Raw genomic sequence first — 14,760 nt, 5'->3', positions numbered from 1 at the left:
ATGGTTTCCCGTCAGTTGACCTTCGGGTTCAACAGGGCGTCGATCTTCGGATCGGCCATATTGTCCTTGGTCACGAGATTGGCGCCGGTGTCGACGAAGGCCTCGACCTTCTCGCCCTTGGAGACGGCAAGCGCCGTCTTCACGCCGTCATAGCCCATGCGATAGGGATCCTGCACGACGAGGCCGGCCAGCACGCCTTCCTTGAGGAAGCCGACGGTCTTCTCATCCGAGTCGAAGCCGATGACCTTGATCTTGTCGCCGAGCTTGTTTTCCGCGATCGCCTGGCCGACGCCCTGCGCCATGATGAGGTTGGAGGCGAAGACGCCGACGAGGTTGGGGTTGGCGGTGATGAGATCGGTCATCATGTTCAGGCCGGTGGTGGCCTGCCCGTCGGCATATTTGTCGGCCACGACCTTCAGGCCTGGATACTTGGTCTTGACCTGGTCGAGGAAGCCTTCGCGGCGCTGATCGAGCGAACCGACGCCCGGCAGGCTGGTGATGATGGCGATCTCACCCTCTTCCTTGCCGGTCGCAGCCTTGATGGCGGCGGCAAGGCCGTCAGCGGCGATGCGGCCGCCCTGCACGTTGTCCGTCGTCAGGAACGACGTGAAGGCCTTGGAATCCGCCGAGGAATCGATGCCGATGATCGGAACGGACTTCGCGGCTTCATCCACCGGCTTGCCCAGCGCCTTGAATTCCGTCGGCGAGATGACGACGGCGGCAGGACCGCCAGCCACGGCGTTTTCCAGAATGCTGATCTGGCCGTTGATGTCGGATTCCGACTGCGCGCCGAGTTCCGGCACGGTAACGCCGAGATCCTTGCCGGCCTGGCGGGCGCCAGCGAGCACGATCTGCCAGTAGAAGGACGTCGTGTCCTTGACGATGATCGGAATGGTGACATCCTGCGCGAAGGACGCGACCGGCGTCATGGTGGCGAGGACTGCGGCACCCGCCAATGCCGTAAAGGCGCGGCGGGACAGAAGCGATCTTACAATGCTCATCAGGTTTCTCCTCTCAGATGCTTCCTGTCCTCCTTGAGGGATCGTGTTGCAGGAAGCGAACAACTCGATCTTTTATCGATAAAAAACATTTATTGCGGCACGCTACACCCGAGCCGGTTTTCTGGCAAGCGGGTGAAATTCACGAAAAACTCTGCAATTCCTAGCTTTCCAGTCCATCGCCGCCGTCCTCCCAAACGGTGGCCGCCGGGTTTACGAAACCCGGTAGACCTCATGCGGGTGCAGAACACCCTTCTTCAGAATGATATTGCCATAGAGGCGGAATTCCGTCGTGGCGACGATATAGGCCGCCTTCTTCGCCATCTCGTAGAAGGCGAAGCGCTCGACCGAATGAACGGTGAAATCCCCCGCCAGCCGGTTTACCAGATCCTGAAACGTCGCACAGACCTCCGGCACCGCCGCGGGATCGCCGACGACCTCCATGCGCCAGGCCGCCTCTGGCACGAACGTATCGAGCGGCATATGGGCCAGGATGGCCTCGGTGATCGCCACGGCATCGACACCATCCGCGCGGATGACCTTTGGGCCCAAAAAACTCGACGGGAAATTGGCATCGGCAATGACGATATCGTCGCCATGACCCATGGTTCTGATCGCGTGCAGAAGTTCGGGCCCGAGCAGCGGATGAATGCCTTTCAACATGGTCTTGCGATCCTTTCCGATCGAAATCTATTGCCTGATAGCGTCTTGGCCCAATTCGGGCGCCACCAGTGTATGCGGCTCGAAAGCCGGGTAAATATCCTTGCTCAAATCCAGGCGCGCGAGCGCCATGTTGCGATGCAGGCTCTCCGGCTTTGCCGTACCGATCAGCACCGAAGCGACGGCGGGATGCTCCAGCGGAAACTGCAGCGCCGGTGCGGCCAGCGGCACGCCGTGGCTTTTCGCAATCTCCATCATCGCACCGACCTTGCCCGCAATATCGGCTGTGGCCGGCATATAGTCGAAATGCGCGCCCTCGACCGGACCGGTCGCAAGAATACCGGAATTGAACACGCCGCCAACCACCAGCGACGTGCCTTTCGCCGCGCAAAGCGGCAGCAGCTCCGCCACGGCCGAGCGGTCCAGAAGCGTATAGCGGCCGGCAAGCAGGATGCAGTCGAGATCGGTCTCGCGCAGCACGTCGAGGCAGACGGGTATCTCGTTGACCCCGAGACCGAACGCCTTGACGGCGCCTGACGATTTCAGCTCCTGCAAGGCTTTCAGGCCGGAGTCGAAAAACTGGCGCACGTGAAAGGCGTTGCGCTCGGCACCGTGCGTATAGACACCGATATCGTGCACATAGAGCATGTCGATGCGGTTGAGGCCGAGCCGCGCATGGCTGAGTTCGACCGAACGCATGATGCCGTCATAGCTGTAGTCGTAGCGCACATCGAAGGGCAGCGGATCGACATAGCCATAGCTCGGCACCTTGTCGTCCGGCACCGGAAACATGATGCGGCCGACCTTGCTGGACAGCACATAGTCGCTCTTCGGCTTGTCGCGCAGGAAATCGCCTGTCACCCGCTCGGCAAGGCCGAAACCATACCAGGGCGCGGTGTCGAAATAGCGCAGGCCCTCGTCCCAGGCGGCCTGCAGCGTGGCCATCGCCACGTCCCGCGGGCAGGCGCGGTAGAGACCGCCAAGGGCTGCGGTACCGAAACTGAATTCGGTCACGGCAAGGCCTGTCCTCCCGATGGTCCGTGTCCTCATGTTTCCTCCCCGCCGGCGTCTCTGCCCGCGCTATTTGTCTTTTATCGACAATAGACAGATCGTCGTCAATGGGTAATATGATGACAGAGGAGCCGGGAGGAATGCGGAGGGCGGTGTGGCAGCCGCACGTCTGGCCATTTGCCCGCGCAATGACTAAGGGACGCGAATCCAACAACGGCGGCACCCATGGCCAAACAGAACACCGTCTTCAAGGACGCCTTCAATCGCTGCCTCAAGCTCCTGGAGCAGACGGCAAGCCTGCCGTCCGAGCCGGAGCTCGGTGCGGCTCTCGGCATCAGCCGCACCACCGTGCGCGCGATCCTGACCCGGCTTGAAGAGGTGGGGCTGCTCGCCTGGGAGAAGCGCCGGAAGATCGTGCTGCGCAAACCCGCGGCGGCGGATTATTTCCCGACGGAGGAAACGGATTCGCTGTCGGAAATCATCGAGCGCAGCTTCATGCGCCGGATTCTGGCCGGCGGCGCGGAGCCCGGCATGCAGATCAACGAACTGGAGCTTGCCCGCGAAATCGGCATCGGCACGACGAGCGTGCGCGAATTCCTGATCCGCTTCAGCCGCTTCGGCCTGATCGAGAAGCGGCCGAACAGCCATTGGGTGCTGAAGGGTTTTACCCGCGATTTCGCGCTGGAACTGACGGAAGTACGCGAAATGTTCGAGCTGCGCTCGGCCGCCGCCTTCGCGCATCTGCCTGGCGAACATCCGGCCTGGCAGGAGCTCGACGCCATCGAGGCGGTGCATCACGCCATCCTCGCCGATATCGAGAACCGCTATCTCGATTTTTCCGAGCTCGACGAACGCTTCCATCTGCTCGTGCACCGCGCCTCGAAGAACCGCTTCGTCGTCGATTTCTACGATGTGATCGCCATCGTCTTCCACTACCACTACCAGTGGAACAAGACGAATGCGCGCGAGCGCAATGCCCGCGCGCTGGAAGAGCACCTCGCCTATATATCGGCACTGCGCTCGCGCGATCCGGCCCGGATCGAACATGCCTGCCGCCAGCACCTGAAATCGGCGCGCGAAACCCTCCTGCAATCGATCAACTGACGAGACGGCTATGAAAACGCCCATCCTGCAATTCGGAACGAGCCGCTTTTTGCAGGCCCATGCTGACCTCTTCGTCAGCGAAGCCCTGGAGCGGGGCGAGGCGCTTGGCCGCATCACCGTCGTGCAGACGACCGGTTCACCGGAGCGTGCTGGACGGCTCGCGGCCCTTGCCGCGCCGGACGGGTATCCCGTCATCGTGCGGGGCCGAAAGGACGGCCGGGATATCGATAGCCGGCAACGCGTCACCAGCGTCGCCCGTACTCTTTCGACCGCAACGGACTGGGATGCGGTGAAAACGGTCTTTCGCGATGAGGCCGAGGTCGTTATGTCCAATACGGGCGATACCGGCTACAAGGTCGGTCCCGAGGATCTTGCCGGTGCCGTGCCCGCCTCGTTTCCAGGCAAGCTGCTGGCGCTGCTGCACGATCGCTTCCACGCCGGCCAGCCCGGCCTGACGGTGCTGCCCTGCGAACTCGTCGCGCGCAACGGTGACGTGCTCAAGCGCCTGATCCTCGCCCTGCAAGCCGATCGTTACCCGGAGTCCGGTTTCCGAAACTGGCTGTCCAGCGATGTGATCTGGGGCAATACGCTGGTCGACCGTATCGTCTCCGAGCCGATCGAGCCGGCCGGCGCCGTGGCGGAACCCTATGCGCTCTGGGCGATCGAGAAACAGCCGGGCCTGACGGTGCCGTGCACGCATCCGAACATTCTCGTCGTCGACGACCTCACGCCCTACGAGAAGCTGAAGCTGCACATTCTCAATCTCGGCCATACGGTGCTGGCGGATATCTGGCTTCGGGATGGCAGGGCTGCGGACGAAACCGTGAAGGCGATCCTGGCGGACATCAGCGTTCGGCAGCGCCTGCTCTTGCTCTACAGGCAGGAGGTCGTGCCGGGCTTTGCCGCGAAGGGACTTGGAAAAGAGGCGGAAACCTATGTCGCCGCGACGCTGGAGCGCTTCGACAATCCCTTTCTCGATCACCGGCTGCGCGACATCGCCAATCACCATGCGGAGAAGCTTGTGCGCCGCATCGTCGATTTCCATGCCTGGACACCCGATGTGCCCAAGCCCGAACTCCTGGCGATTGCCGGCGGTCAGTAACCGCCGCCGCGCTTTTCCGCTTCCTTTTCGCCGAGGAAGCTGCGGCGCAGGTTCTCGACGGCCGAGACAAGGCAGTTGACGTCGGTGCCGATCGCCAGGAAATCCGCACCGAGATCGCGATATACGTCTGCCTGCGGCAGCGAGACGGTCATGATGCCCCGCGCCTTGCCATGCGCCTTGGTGCGCGCAAAGATGTGTTTGACCGCTTCAAGCACCTCCGGCGCGCCGGGATTGCCGAGATGGCCCATATCGGCGGCGAGGTCCGACGGGCCGATGAAGATGCCGTCGACGCCCTCCACCGCCGCAATCTCATCGACCGCCGCAAGACCCGCGCGGTTTTCCACCTGCACGATCAGGCAGATCTGGTCATTGGCGGTCGTGATATAGTCAGGTGTGCGGTTGAAATCGCTGGCCCGGCCGAGGCCGGCACCGACACCGCGAATGCCGTGCGGCGGATAGCGCAGGGCGCGCACCAGAGCCTCGGCCTCCGCAGCCGATTCGACCATCGGGATCAGGAAGGTCTGGGCGCCCTGGTCGAGCAATTGTTTGAGGATCCAAGCCTCGCCCATCGGCGGGCGCACCATGGCATGGGTCGGCGTGTGGCGTAGCGCGCCGATCTGCGCGCTGATCAGCGGCATGTCGTTGGGGCCGTGCTCGCCGTCGATCAGCAGCCAGTCATAACCGCTGGTCGAGAGGATTTCCGCCGCATAGGCGCTGCCGAGCGCTGCCCAGAGACCAAGCTGAAACCGGCCTTCGCGAAGGGCTGCCTTGAAGGCGTTTTTGGGTGCTGCCACGATTTTTCCCTCTCCAAACAAAACCGGCCGGCATTTTTTGCCGGCCGGGTCATCAGATTGCATGTTGCTCAGGCAATACCGCCGAGGCAGACATATTTGATCTCGGTGAACTCCTCGATGCCGTAGCGCGAGCCCTCGCGGCCAAGGCCGGAGAGTTTCACGCCGCCGAACGGTGCTTCCGCCGTGGAGATCAGGCCGGTGTTGACCCCGACCATGCCGTATTCCAGCGCCTCGGCCACACGGAACACCCGCGACAGTTCCTTCGCATAGAAATAGGAGGCAAGGCCGAACTCCGTGTCGTTGGCCTGCGCGATCACATCGTCCTCGTCCTTGAAGCGGAACAGCGGGGCGACGGGGCCAAACGTCTCTTCGCGGGCGACAGCCATATCCGGCGTCACGTCGGCAATGACGGTCGCTTCGTAGAAGGTGCCGCCCAGCGCATGGCGCTTGCCGCCCTGCACCACGCGGCCACCCTTCTTTACCGCATCCGCGACATGCTCCTCGACCTTTTCGAGGGCGGCCGTGTCGATCAGCGGGCCGAGGATGACGCCCTCGTCGAAGCCGTTGCCGGTCTTCAGCCTGCCAACGGCGGCTGCAAGCTTCTCGGAAAAGGCGTCATAGACACCCTCCTGCACATAAAGACGGTTGGCGCACACACAGGTCTGGCCGTTGTTGCGGAACTTGGCGATCAGCGCCCCTTCGACTGCCGCGTCGAGATCGGCATCGTCGAACACGATGAAGGGTGCATTGCCGCCAAGCTCGAGGCCGAGCTTCTTGATGGTCGGCGCGCACTGCTTGTAGAGCTCGGCACCGATCTCCGTCGAACCGGTGAAGGTCAGCTTGCGCACGGTCGGGTTCGCTGTCATCTCCGCACCGATCTCGCGGGCAGACCCCGTGATGACCGAAAACAGGCCGGCGGGAAGGCCGGCGCGTTCGGCCAGCACGGCAATGGCGATGGCCGAGAACGGCGTCTGCGAGGCGGGCTTCAGCACCATGGCGCAGCCGGCGGCGAAGGCGGGGCCCGCCTTGCGGGTGATCATGGCGTTCGGGAAGTTCCACGGCGTGATCGCCGCGACTACACCGATCGGCTGCTTCATCACCAGGATGCGCTTGTCCTTCTGATGACCGGGCACGATATCGCCATAGAGGCGGCGGGCCTCCTCGGCGAACCATTCGACGAAGCTTGCACCATAGACGATCTCGCCGGTGGCCTCGGCCAAGGGCTTGCCCTGTTCCATCGTCAGGATGCGGCCGAGATCGTCCTTGTTGTCGATCATCAGCTCGAACCACTTGCGCAGGATGCCAGAGCGTTCCTTGGCGGTGCGCGCCGCCCAGCCCTTCTGGGCTGCGGCGGCCGCATCGATGGCTTCCTTCGTCTCGGCCGCACCGAGCTTCGGGACGTAGCCGACAAGCTCGCCCGTCGCCGGGTTCTTCACCGCGATGCCACTACCATCCGCTTCGATCCAGCGGGTGCCAACCAGGGCCGCCTGCCGCAGCAGGCTCGCGTCTTTCAAGGTCATCGGAGTTCTCCCATTTCGCGATGCGTCTCTTCTCGCAGCGTTATATTGCCTTCGCCACCCCTTCGACAATGCGGCAGGCATGCGATTTTGACGCTTCGCGAGACCGGGCGCGGCGTCTAAGGTCGGCCCGCTGATTTGACACGAGGCTTTCCATGACCCATCCCACCGGCCGCATCGCCGACCACGCCATCGCCCCTATCTTCCTCGACCGCTGGTCGCCCCGCGCCTTCACCGGCGAGGCCATGCCGCAGGACGTACTGCTGTCGCTGTTCGAGGCCGCACGCTGGGCCCCCTCCGCCGCCAATGGCCAGCCCTGGTATTTCGTCTACGGCCATCGCGGCACCGAGGCGTTCCAGACGATCTACGACACGCTCGACGAAGGCAACCAGCGCTGGGCCGACAAGGCGTCCGTGCTCATCGTTATCGTCTCCCAGACGCACCGCAAGAACGCCGCCGGCGAGATGCGTCCGGCCTATACGCATGCCTTCGACACCGGCACCGCCTGGGGCTATCTCGCGCTGCAGGCGGTCCATGCCGGCTATCATGCCCATGGCATGGGCGGCATCGACCGGGACAAGGCAAAAGAGGTTCTGGGCATTCCCGAAGGTTTTCGGGTGGAAGCGGCCGTCGCCATCGGCAAGATCGCGCCAAAGGAAACCCTGCCGGAGGACCTGCTGAAGCGCGAGGTGCCGAGCGGGCGCAAGACCGTCGCGGAGTTCATCTCCGAAGGACGCTTCAACGCCCCCTGATCCGGCCAGTCGGAGCAATACCATGGATAGAGTTGATGACGATCGCCTTTGGGCAGCGCTGACGGCGCGCGATGCAAGGCAGGCTGGGATCTATGTCGTCGCATCGAGCGGCATCTATTGCCGCTTCGGCTGTCCATCCCGGCCACCGCTTCGGAAGAATGTCCGGTTCTATGCGACATCCGCCAGGGCATCGGAAGCCGGCTACCGGGCCTGCAAACGCTGCAAGCCGGGCCAGCCCGCCGCATGACGGCGGGCTTTCTATTATCGATCAGATATCGAGGTTGGCGACGCTCAGCGCGTTTTCCTGGATGAAGTCGCGGCGCGGCTCCACCTCGTCGCCCATCAGGCGCGCGAAGAGGCCGTCGGCGTCGGTCGCGTCGTTGACTCTGACCTGCAGCAGCGAGCGGACGTTCGGATCGAGCGTCGTTTCCCAGAGCTGCTCGGCATTCATCTCGCCGAGACCCTTGTAGCGCTGCATCGACAGGCCCTTGCGGCCGGCTGCAAACACCGCGTCCAGCAAAGCACGTGGGCCGGTTAGCTCTACTGTGCCATCCTTGCGGCGCAGTGTCGGCGGAACCCGGTAAGCGTCCTGGAAGCGCGGCGACAGCTGATCGATATGACGCGCATCGGCCGAGCCGATCAGCGCCATGTCGATATGGGCGAATTCCTTGACGCCGCGCACCATGCGCTCGAAGCGCAGGCCGCCATCGCTCGCGACGGACCCGGTCCAGCCGCGCTCCGTCTCCTCGGCGATGAGGTCGAGACGGCGGGCAACCTCCTCCGCCTTGGCGGCAAAGGCGTCCCGGTCGTGGCTGAGCTCGAGGTTCAGCGCACCGGTGATCGCCGCCTGCTCGACGATCGAGCGGCTATAGCGCGAATGCAGGCCGTCGATCAGCGTGCGCAGGCGCAGCGCGTCCTGGATCAGCTCGCGGATATCCTGGCCGGCACGCACCTCGCCGGAGCCCAGCTCCAGCGTCGCATCGTCGAGACCCGCATTGATCAGGTACTCTTCCAGCGCCTTTTCATCCTTCAGGTACTGGCTCGATTTGCCGCGCGCCACCTTATAGAGCGGCGGCTGGGCGATGTAGAGATGGCCGCGTTCGATCAGTTCCGGCATCTGGCGGAAGAAGAAGGTGAGCAGCAGGGTGCGGATATGAGCGCCGTCGACGTCGGCGTCCGTCATGATGATGATCTTGTGGTAGCGCAGCTTGTCCGCGTTGAACTCGTCCTTGCCGATCGACGTGCCGAGCGCGGTGATCAGCGTGCCGATTTCCTGGCTGGACAGCATCTTGTCGAAGCGGGCACGCTCAACGTTGAGGATCTTTCCGCGCAGGGGAAGAATGGCCTGGTTTTCGCGCGAACGGCCCTGCTTGGCCGAACCGCCTGCCGAATCGCCCTCGACGAGGAAGACCTCGGACTTGGCCGGATCGCGTTCCGAGCAGTCGGCAAGCTTGCCGGGCAGCGACGAGATGTCGAGCGCGCCCTTGCGGCGCGTCAATTCGCGGGCCTTGCGCGCGGCTTCGCGGGCAGCAGCGGCCTCGACGACCTTGCCGACGAGGATTTTCGCGTCGGCCGGATGCTCTTCGAACCAGGTGGAGAGCGCCTCGTTGACGAGGTTTTCGACGACCGGGCGCACTTCCGAGGAGACGAGCTTGTCCTTGGTCTGCGAGGAGAATTTCGGATCGGGGACCTTTACCGACAGCACCGCCGTAAGACCTTCACGGCAATCCTCGCCCTGCAGCGTCACCTTTTCGCGCTTCATGATGCCGGATGTATCGGCATAGGAGACGACCTGGCGGGTCAGCGCGCCGCGGAAGCCCGCCATATGCGTGCCGCCGTCGCGCTGTGGGATGTTGTTGGTGAAGCAGAGCACGTTCTCGTGGTAGCTGTCGTTCCACCACATCGCGACTTCGACGGTGATGCCGTCTTTTTCGCCGCGGATGGCGATGGGCTTCGAGACCAGCGACTTCTTGGCGCGGTCGAGATAGATGACGAAGGCTTCAAGACCGCCCTCATACATCAACTCATCCTGCTTGATATCCGAATGACGGCGGTCCGTCAGCAGGATGCGCACGCCGGAATTCAGGAAGGCGAGTTCGCGCAGGCGGTGTTCCAGCGTCGAATAGACGAATTCGATGTTGGAGAAGGTGTCGGTCGAGGGCAGGAAGGTGACTTCCGTGCCGGTCTCGCTGCCGCACTCGCCTGTCACCACCAGCGGACCATCGGCAACGCCGTGCGTGAAGCTCATCTCGTGGATCTTGCCGGCGCGGCGGATCTTCAGCTTCAGCTTGACCGAGAGCGCGTTGACCACCGAGACGCCCACGCCGTGCAGGCCGCCGGAGACCTTGTAGGAATTCTGGTCGAACTTACCGCCGGCATGCAGCTGGGTCATGATGACCTCGGCGGCGGAAACACCCTCTTCCTTGTGGATGTCGGTCGGGATGCCGCGGCCGTTGTCCGTCACGGTAACCGAACCGTCCGCATTGAGCGTGACCGTCACGATATCGGCATGGCCGGCCAGCGCCTCGTCGATCGCGTTGTCGACGACCTCGTAGACCATGTGATGCAGACCCGAGCCGTCATCGGTATCGCCGATATACATGCCTGGGCGCTTGCGCACGGCATCGAGGCCCTTGAGGACTTTGATCGAATCTGCGCCATACTCGGCCGGGCCGTTTTCGGTCTCGGGTGTGTCAGTCATATAAACGTCTTTCCAGAAGTTTCGCGGCCAGAAGTTTCGCAGACAGCGGGACGCGGCGAATCACCGCTTTCCATGTCTTGGAATATAGGGATTCCGGCTCCAAGTTCCAAATCCGAGCGCCATAAAGGCGGCAGAAATCAGGGGATCGTCAGGGTTTTACCCGGTTATTGCACGCTTTTTCGAGAATGCCCGCAAGGCGGCGCACGGTCTCGGGCGGCAGGTTGGCGATTTCGGCCGCAACACGGTTGGCAAAGGCCGTGTATTCCGGCGGCAGGCCCGACGTGTCGACCACCACGCGCGGGTCGGAAATCTGCGCGATGCGGAACAGTTCTTCCGCCTCGTCCCAGATGACGTTGAAATAGCCGGCGACGCGCTGCAGGAAATCGAAGCTCGGCATGCCGCGCTTGCCATGCTCCAGCGCCGAGAGATAGGCCGGGCTGACGCCAAGCGCCGCCGCCATCTCCTTCTGCGAAACACCCTTGCGATCGCGAAGATGGCGCACGGCCTTGCCGAAAGGCGTCGTCATCGCTTTTCCACCGGCAGGCGGGCGAGGCGGACATAGAGCGCGCCCTCACCGCCATGGTTACGGGCGGCGGGCTCGTAGGAGGAGATTAGCGGGCGGAATTCCGGCAGCGAGAACCACAGCGGCACCGCGCGCTTCAAGGCGCCGTCGCTGCCGAGCGATGTGCCCTTGCCGGTAATGACGAGCACATGGCGCAGGCCGCGCTCATGCGCCTTGATGAGGAAACCGAGCAGGAAGCCATGCGCCTCGCTCTGGATCATGCCGTGCAGGTCGATGCGCGCTTCGAGCGCCAAGTGGCCCTTGGCGATCTTGCGCTTGACGGGACGTTCCAGCGGATGGTGCTTGGTGTCCTTGCCGCGGCCGATGGTGAGCGCGATGCCTTCGGCAGCTGGCTGCTCGACCTTGATTTTCTTCGGCACGGGCGCTTTTTCCTCCGGGACCTTCTCGGAGAAAACGGCTTCGAACTCCGTCAAGGCATCGAGCTTGCCCGGCATGGCACGCGTCGAGCGCGCCACCTTGCCCCAGAGGATACGGTCCTCGCTGGTGAGCGCCTTATCCTTGGGCATGGAGGTAGCGCTCCGCTGCCGCCTTCGGGATGAGGATATGGAAGGTCGCGGCATTGCGGACATGGCCCGCCAGCGCGCCGGCCGCATCCCCCGATCCGGTAAAGATATCGCCGCGCGCCGGACCGACGATGGCCGTGCCCGTATCGAGCGCCAGCATCAGCCGGCGGAAGGGCTTGCCGCCGTCCATATGGGTCAGGCTGTCGCTCGAAATGAAGAAGGGCATGCCGAAGGTGTGGATCGTGCGATCGACGGCAAGCGAGCGGCCGGCGATCAGCGGCACCTTGGCAGCCGCGATCGGCCCTAGCGCCAAGCCTTCGACCGCCGCCTCCTTGAAGAAGATGAAGGAGCGATTGTGCCAGAGCACCGCATCCACCTGATCCTCGTGCCGCGCCAGCCAGTCGCGGATCGAGGCCATGGAGACGGTGGCGGCGTCGATCTCGCCGCGATCGATCAAGAGCTTGCCGATGGGCGAGAAGGGATGGCCGGTCTTGGCGGCATAGGTGATGCGCGTCACCGATCCATCGGGATAGACGAGCCGCGCCGCGCCCTGCACATGGGCGAAGAACACATCGACCTTCGAGCGGGCATAGGCAATTTCGAGGCCGCGGCCGTCGAGATAGCCGCGCTCGATCTCGCCGCGATCGGGGTGCTCGACGATGTCGCCGTCCTTCAGCAAGCCGAAGGCGTAGCCCTGCGGATAGCCGTCCGGCCGGTTGGCGTCATCGATATCGACGAGATCGTCGGGCCGGCGGTAGAAGGGATAGCGGTAATCGGCATCCGGCTCGGCCTTCACCGCCACTTCCGGCTCATAGAAAGCCGTGACGAAGCCGGCGGAACCATCGGCCTTTTCGATCCGGAACGGCACGCACTGCGCCTCGAAGAAGGCGCGCACGGCAGCTGCCCCCTCGGGCTTCTCGGCCTCCGCCGAATCCAGCAACGTCAAAAGCTCGCCGGCGGTGATGCCGAGCGAGCCCGTCTTATAGGCTTTGACGTTGCGGATGTGATCGCGACAGCGGGACATGCCCGCCATCAGCGGCGACGGATCGTCCTCGTCCCAGCCGGGAAGCGCCGAAAACCGGGCCGGAACCAGACGATAGTCCATGGGCGCGCCTCGCTCAACCTTCCGATTCGGTGGCGATCAGCTTCCAGTTCGGATCGCGCGAGCGGATATCGCGGGCGAAGGTCCAGACGTCGTTGACCTCGGCCACCGTTTCGGCATCGCCATCGATCAGTGCGCCGGCCTTGTCATAGGTGGCGGAGATCAGCTGGCTGACGATGCGTATCGTCACATTGGCCTCGCTGTCCTTCACCTCTGCGCCGATGAGATCGGCCTTTTCGATGCCGACGAAGGTGGAGCGGACGACTTCGCCCTTGCTCTCGCGCTCGGAGATCGCGGCGTCAAAGCCTTCGTAGACTTCGCGCGACAGAAGGTTCTTCAGCGTCTTGCGGTCGCCATCAGCGAAGGCGACGACGATCATCTCATAAGCCATGCGCGCGCCGTTGACGAATTCCTTCGGATCGAAGGAGGGATCGGTCTTGACCAGGGTGCGCAGCTGCTCGTTGAGCGGCGTGCCGGCCGGTGTGAACGCATCGATGGCGGCGTAGGGATTTTCATTCTCGTCGCCGTCACGCTTGGGCAGCGTCACCACCTTGCCGCGGTCGGCCGAATCAGCTTCGGCGGCGGTCTCGCGCTTCGAATAGGGATCGAAGGGCGGACGCTCGCTGCCGGTGCGGCGGCCAAGCACGCTGCGCAATTGCAGGAAGATGACCACCGCAGCCACGAGGAAGAAAATCGTTACAAAGTCGAATGAGCCCATTATCGATCCGCTGCGGTTTCTGTTTTTTGTTCCTTTTCCATATAGTCCGCAAAACCCGATCATTCAAATGGCGATGACGTGAATGCGGCGAAGACGCGCGGATGGCGCGCCGGCAGTATCGGACGCCGCAAATCTGTGCGAGATTGGAACGGCATGTTGAGAACGCTTCTTCCCCTCTTCTTTCTTCTCCTGCCCTTGGCGGAGATTGCCTGTTTCATTCTCGTCGGACGGCGTATCGGCCTCCTGCCGACACTCTCGCTCGTCATACTCTCCGCCGTCGTCGGCATCGGGCTGATGCGCATCCAGGGTTTCGGCGTGCTGACGCGGCTGAGGCGATCCGGCCAGGACGGTCATGCGCCGGGCAAGGAACTGCTCGACGCGGCCATGATCCTGATTGCCGGCATCCTGCTCCTGATCCCCGGCTTCATCAGCGACATCGTCGGCCTTGCGCTGTTCCTGCCGCCGGTCCGGACCTTTCTCTGGAACCGGCTGATGCGCAACGTCGTTGTCGTCAATGTCGGCGGCATGCGTCCCGGCCGCGAACAGCCGCAGACCGAGCCCCAGCGCACCATCGATCTCGACGAAAACGATTTTCATCGCGGCGACCGGCCCTAAGCCCCGGGTTGTAAGGCCCGGGCTGAAATGCTAGATGGCCTGACTTTCCAGAGTCTCCAAGGATACTTTCCATGACCGAAGCAGCAACCGAGACCAACGGCGCAAGCCCGTCGCTCAACATCCTGGCGCAGTATGTGAAGGACTTCTCCTTCGAAAACCCGGGTGCTCCGCGGTCGCTGCAGGCGCGCGACAAGGCTCCGGCCATCAATATCAGCGTCAATGTCAACGCCAATCCGCTCTCCGAGACCGACTTCGACGTCATTCTCTCGCTGAACGCCGAGGCCAAGGATGGCGACAAGGTCCTGTTCAACGCCGAGCTCGCCTATGGCGGCGTCTTCCGCGTCACGGGCTTCCCGCAGGAGCACATGCTGCCGGTTCTCTTCATCGAGTGCCCGCGTCTGCTCTTCCCCTTCGCCCGCCAGATCATTTCCGACGCGACCCGCAACGGCGGCTTCCCGCCGCTGATGATCGACCCGATCGATTTCGCCCAGATGTTCTCCCAGCGCATGGCGGAAGAACAGGTCAAGGCCAAGGTTCAGGCTAACTAAGCCAAATCTTCCGTTTCCAGACAAAGACGCTCGGCCACTTGGTGACCGGGCG

Annotated in this window: 16 protein-coding genes; 6 read left to right on the top strand and 10 right to left on the bottom strand. The window is 63.3% G+C overall.

Annotation, left to right across the window (positions count from 1 at the left end; all coding sequences use genetic code 11):
* Nucleotides 1-11: 11 nt before the first annotated feature.
* The 3 genes from ACOZKU_RS20380 to ACOZKU_RS20370 form a co-directional block, all read right to left on the bottom strand.
* Entirely contained in the window at nt 12-1,001 is a 990-nt protein-coding gene (locus ACOZKU_RS20380; RefSeq protein ID WP_314094764.1) for an ABC transporter substrate-binding protein, read from the bottom strand.
* Between the two features lie 210 nt (nt 1,002-1,211).
* On the bottom strand, nt 1,212-1,661 hold the full coding sequence (locus tag ACOZKU_RS20375; protein WP_421580398.1) for an RbsD/FucU family protein: 450 nt from the start codon (nt 1,659-1,661) through the stop codon (nt 1,212-1,214).
* A 27-nt stretch (nt 1,662-1,688) separates the two neighbouring features.
* Nucleotides 1,689-2,708, bottom strand: a complete 1,020-nt coding sequence (locus ACOZKU_RS20370; protein WP_421580397.1) for an aldo/keto reductase — start codon at nt 2,706-2,708, stop codon at nt 1,689-1,691.
* 186 nt (nt 2,709-2,894) lie between these two features.
* Here ACOZKU_RS20370 and ACOZKU_RS20365 point away from each other — a divergent pair, with 186 nt between their 5' ends.
* Together ACOZKU_RS20365 and ACOZKU_RS20360 are read left to right on the top strand one after the other, a co-directional pair.
* Nucleotides 2,895-3,773, top strand: coding sequence for an FCD domain-containing protein (locus ACOZKU_RS20365; protein WP_421580396.1), 879 nt, complete (start codon nt 2,895-2,897; stop codon nt 3,771-3,773).
* Nucleotides 3,774-3,783: 10 nt separating this feature from the next.
* Nucleotides 3,784-4,875 (top strand): mannitol dehydrogenase family protein, encoded by a 1,092-nt coding sequence (locus ACOZKU_RS20360; protein ID WP_421580395.1) that lies wholly within the window; start codon nt 3,784-3,786, stop codon nt 4,873-4,875.
* Here the strand turns inward: ACOZKU_RS20360 and ACOZKU_RS20355 are convergent.
* Both ACOZKU_RS20355 and gabD read right to left on the bottom strand, forming a co-directional pair.
* Complete coding sequence (locus tag ACOZKU_RS20355; RefSeq protein ID WP_421580394.1) at nt 4,869-5,669, bottom strand: HpcH/HpaI aldolase family protein; 801 nt, start codon at nt 5,667-5,669, stop codon at nt 4,869-4,871. The genes ACOZKU_RS20360 and ACOZKU_RS20355 overlap by 7 nt on opposite strands.
* A 68-nt stretch (nt 5,670-5,737) precedes the next feature.
* Complete coding sequence (gene gabD, locus ACOZKU_RS20350; protein ID WP_421580393.1) at nt 5,738-7,189, bottom strand: NADP-dependent succinate-semialdehyde dehydrogenase; 1,452 nt, start codon at nt 7,187-7,189, stop codon at nt 5,738-5,740.
* A gap of 152 nt (nt 7,190-7,341) precedes the next feature.
* On the opposite strand from gabD, the gene ACOZKU_RS20345 reads away from it, so the two are divergent.
* Both ACOZKU_RS20345 and ACOZKU_RS20340 read left to right on the top strand, forming a co-directional pair.
* On the top strand, nt 7,342-7,938 hold the full coding sequence (locus tag ACOZKU_RS20345) for a nitroreductase family protein (RefSeq protein WP_421580392.1): 597 nt from the start codon (nt 7,342-7,344) through the stop codon (nt 7,936-7,938).
* A 22-nt stretch (nt 7,939-7,960) separates the two neighbouring features.
* Complete coding sequence (locus ACOZKU_RS20340) at nt 7,961-8,185, top strand: Ada metal-binding domain-containing protein (RefSeq protein ID WP_421580391.1); 225 nt, start codon at nt 7,961-7,963, stop codon at nt 8,183-8,185.
* A 21-nt stretch (nt 8,186-8,206) separates the two neighbouring features.
* On the opposite strand, the gene gyrB is transcribed toward ACOZKU_RS20340, so the two are convergent.
* The 5 genes from gyrB to ACOZKU_RS20315 form a co-directional block, all read right to left on the bottom strand.
* Nucleotides 8,207-10,639 carry a DNA topoisomerase (ATP-hydrolyzing) subunit B gene (gyrB, locus tag ACOZKU_RS20335; RefSeq protein ID WP_421580390.1) on the bottom strand — a complete coding sequence of 811 codons (2,433 nt, stop codon included), beginning with the start codon at nt 10,637-10,639 and terminating at the stop codon, nt 8,207-8,209.
* A 148-nt stretch (nt 10,640-10,787) separates the two neighbouring features.
* A complete protein-coding gene (locus tag ACOZKU_RS20330; RefSeq protein ID WP_244763429.1) occupies nt 10,788-11,165 on the bottom strand; it encodes a helix-turn-helix domain-containing protein in 378 nt (125 codons plus the stop codon).
* Nucleotides 11,162-11,728, bottom strand: coding sequence for a Smr/MutS family protein (locus tag ACOZKU_RS20325; RefSeq protein WP_421580389.1), 567 nt, complete (start codon nt 11,726-11,728; stop codon nt 11,162-11,164). Before ACOZKU_RS20325 ends, ACOZKU_RS20330 begins: the two co-directional genes overlap by 4 nt.
* Nucleotides 11,715-12,830, bottom strand: a complete 1,116-nt coding sequence (locus tag ACOZKU_RS20320; RefSeq protein ID WP_421580388.1) for a murein transglycosylase A — start codon at nt 12,828-12,830, stop codon at nt 11,715-11,717. The genes ACOZKU_RS20325 and ACOZKU_RS20320 overlap by 14 nt, the downstream gene beginning before the upstream one ends.
* Nucleotides 12,831-12,843: 13 nt before the next feature.
* Nucleotides 12,844-13,545 (bottom strand): Tim44/TimA family putative adaptor protein, encoded by a 702-nt coding sequence (locus ACOZKU_RS20315; protein WP_314094746.1) that lies wholly within the window; start codon nt 13,543-13,545, stop codon nt 12,844-12,846.
* A 153-nt stretch (nt 13,546-13,698) separates the two neighbouring features.
* Between ACOZKU_RS20315 and ACOZKU_RS20310 the strand changes: the two genes are divergently transcribed.
* Both ACOZKU_RS20310 and secB read left to right on the top strand, forming a co-directional pair.
* The gene (locus ACOZKU_RS20310) at nt 13,699-14,160 is read left to right on the top strand and encodes an FxsA family protein (protein WP_421580387.1); all 462 of its coding nucleotides are present in this window, start codon (nt 13,699-13,701) and stop codon (nt 14,158-14,160) included.
* Between the two features lie 71 nt (nt 14,161-14,231).
* Entirely contained in the window at nt 14,232-14,708 is a 477-nt protein-coding gene (gene secB / locus ACOZKU_RS20305) for a protein-export chaperone SecB (protein WP_117371977.1), read from the top strand.
* The last annotated feature ends 52 nt before the right edge of the window (nt 14,709-14,760 follow it).

Source organism: Shinella sp. M31 (assembly GCF_049199205.1).
In the GTDB taxonomy this organism is placed as follows: Bacteria; Pseudomonadota; Alphaproteobacteria; order Rhizobiales; family Rhizobiaceae; genus Shinella.
Note: the sequence above shows the minus strand (reverse complement) of the source record. Positions and strands in the feature narration are given on the sequence as shown.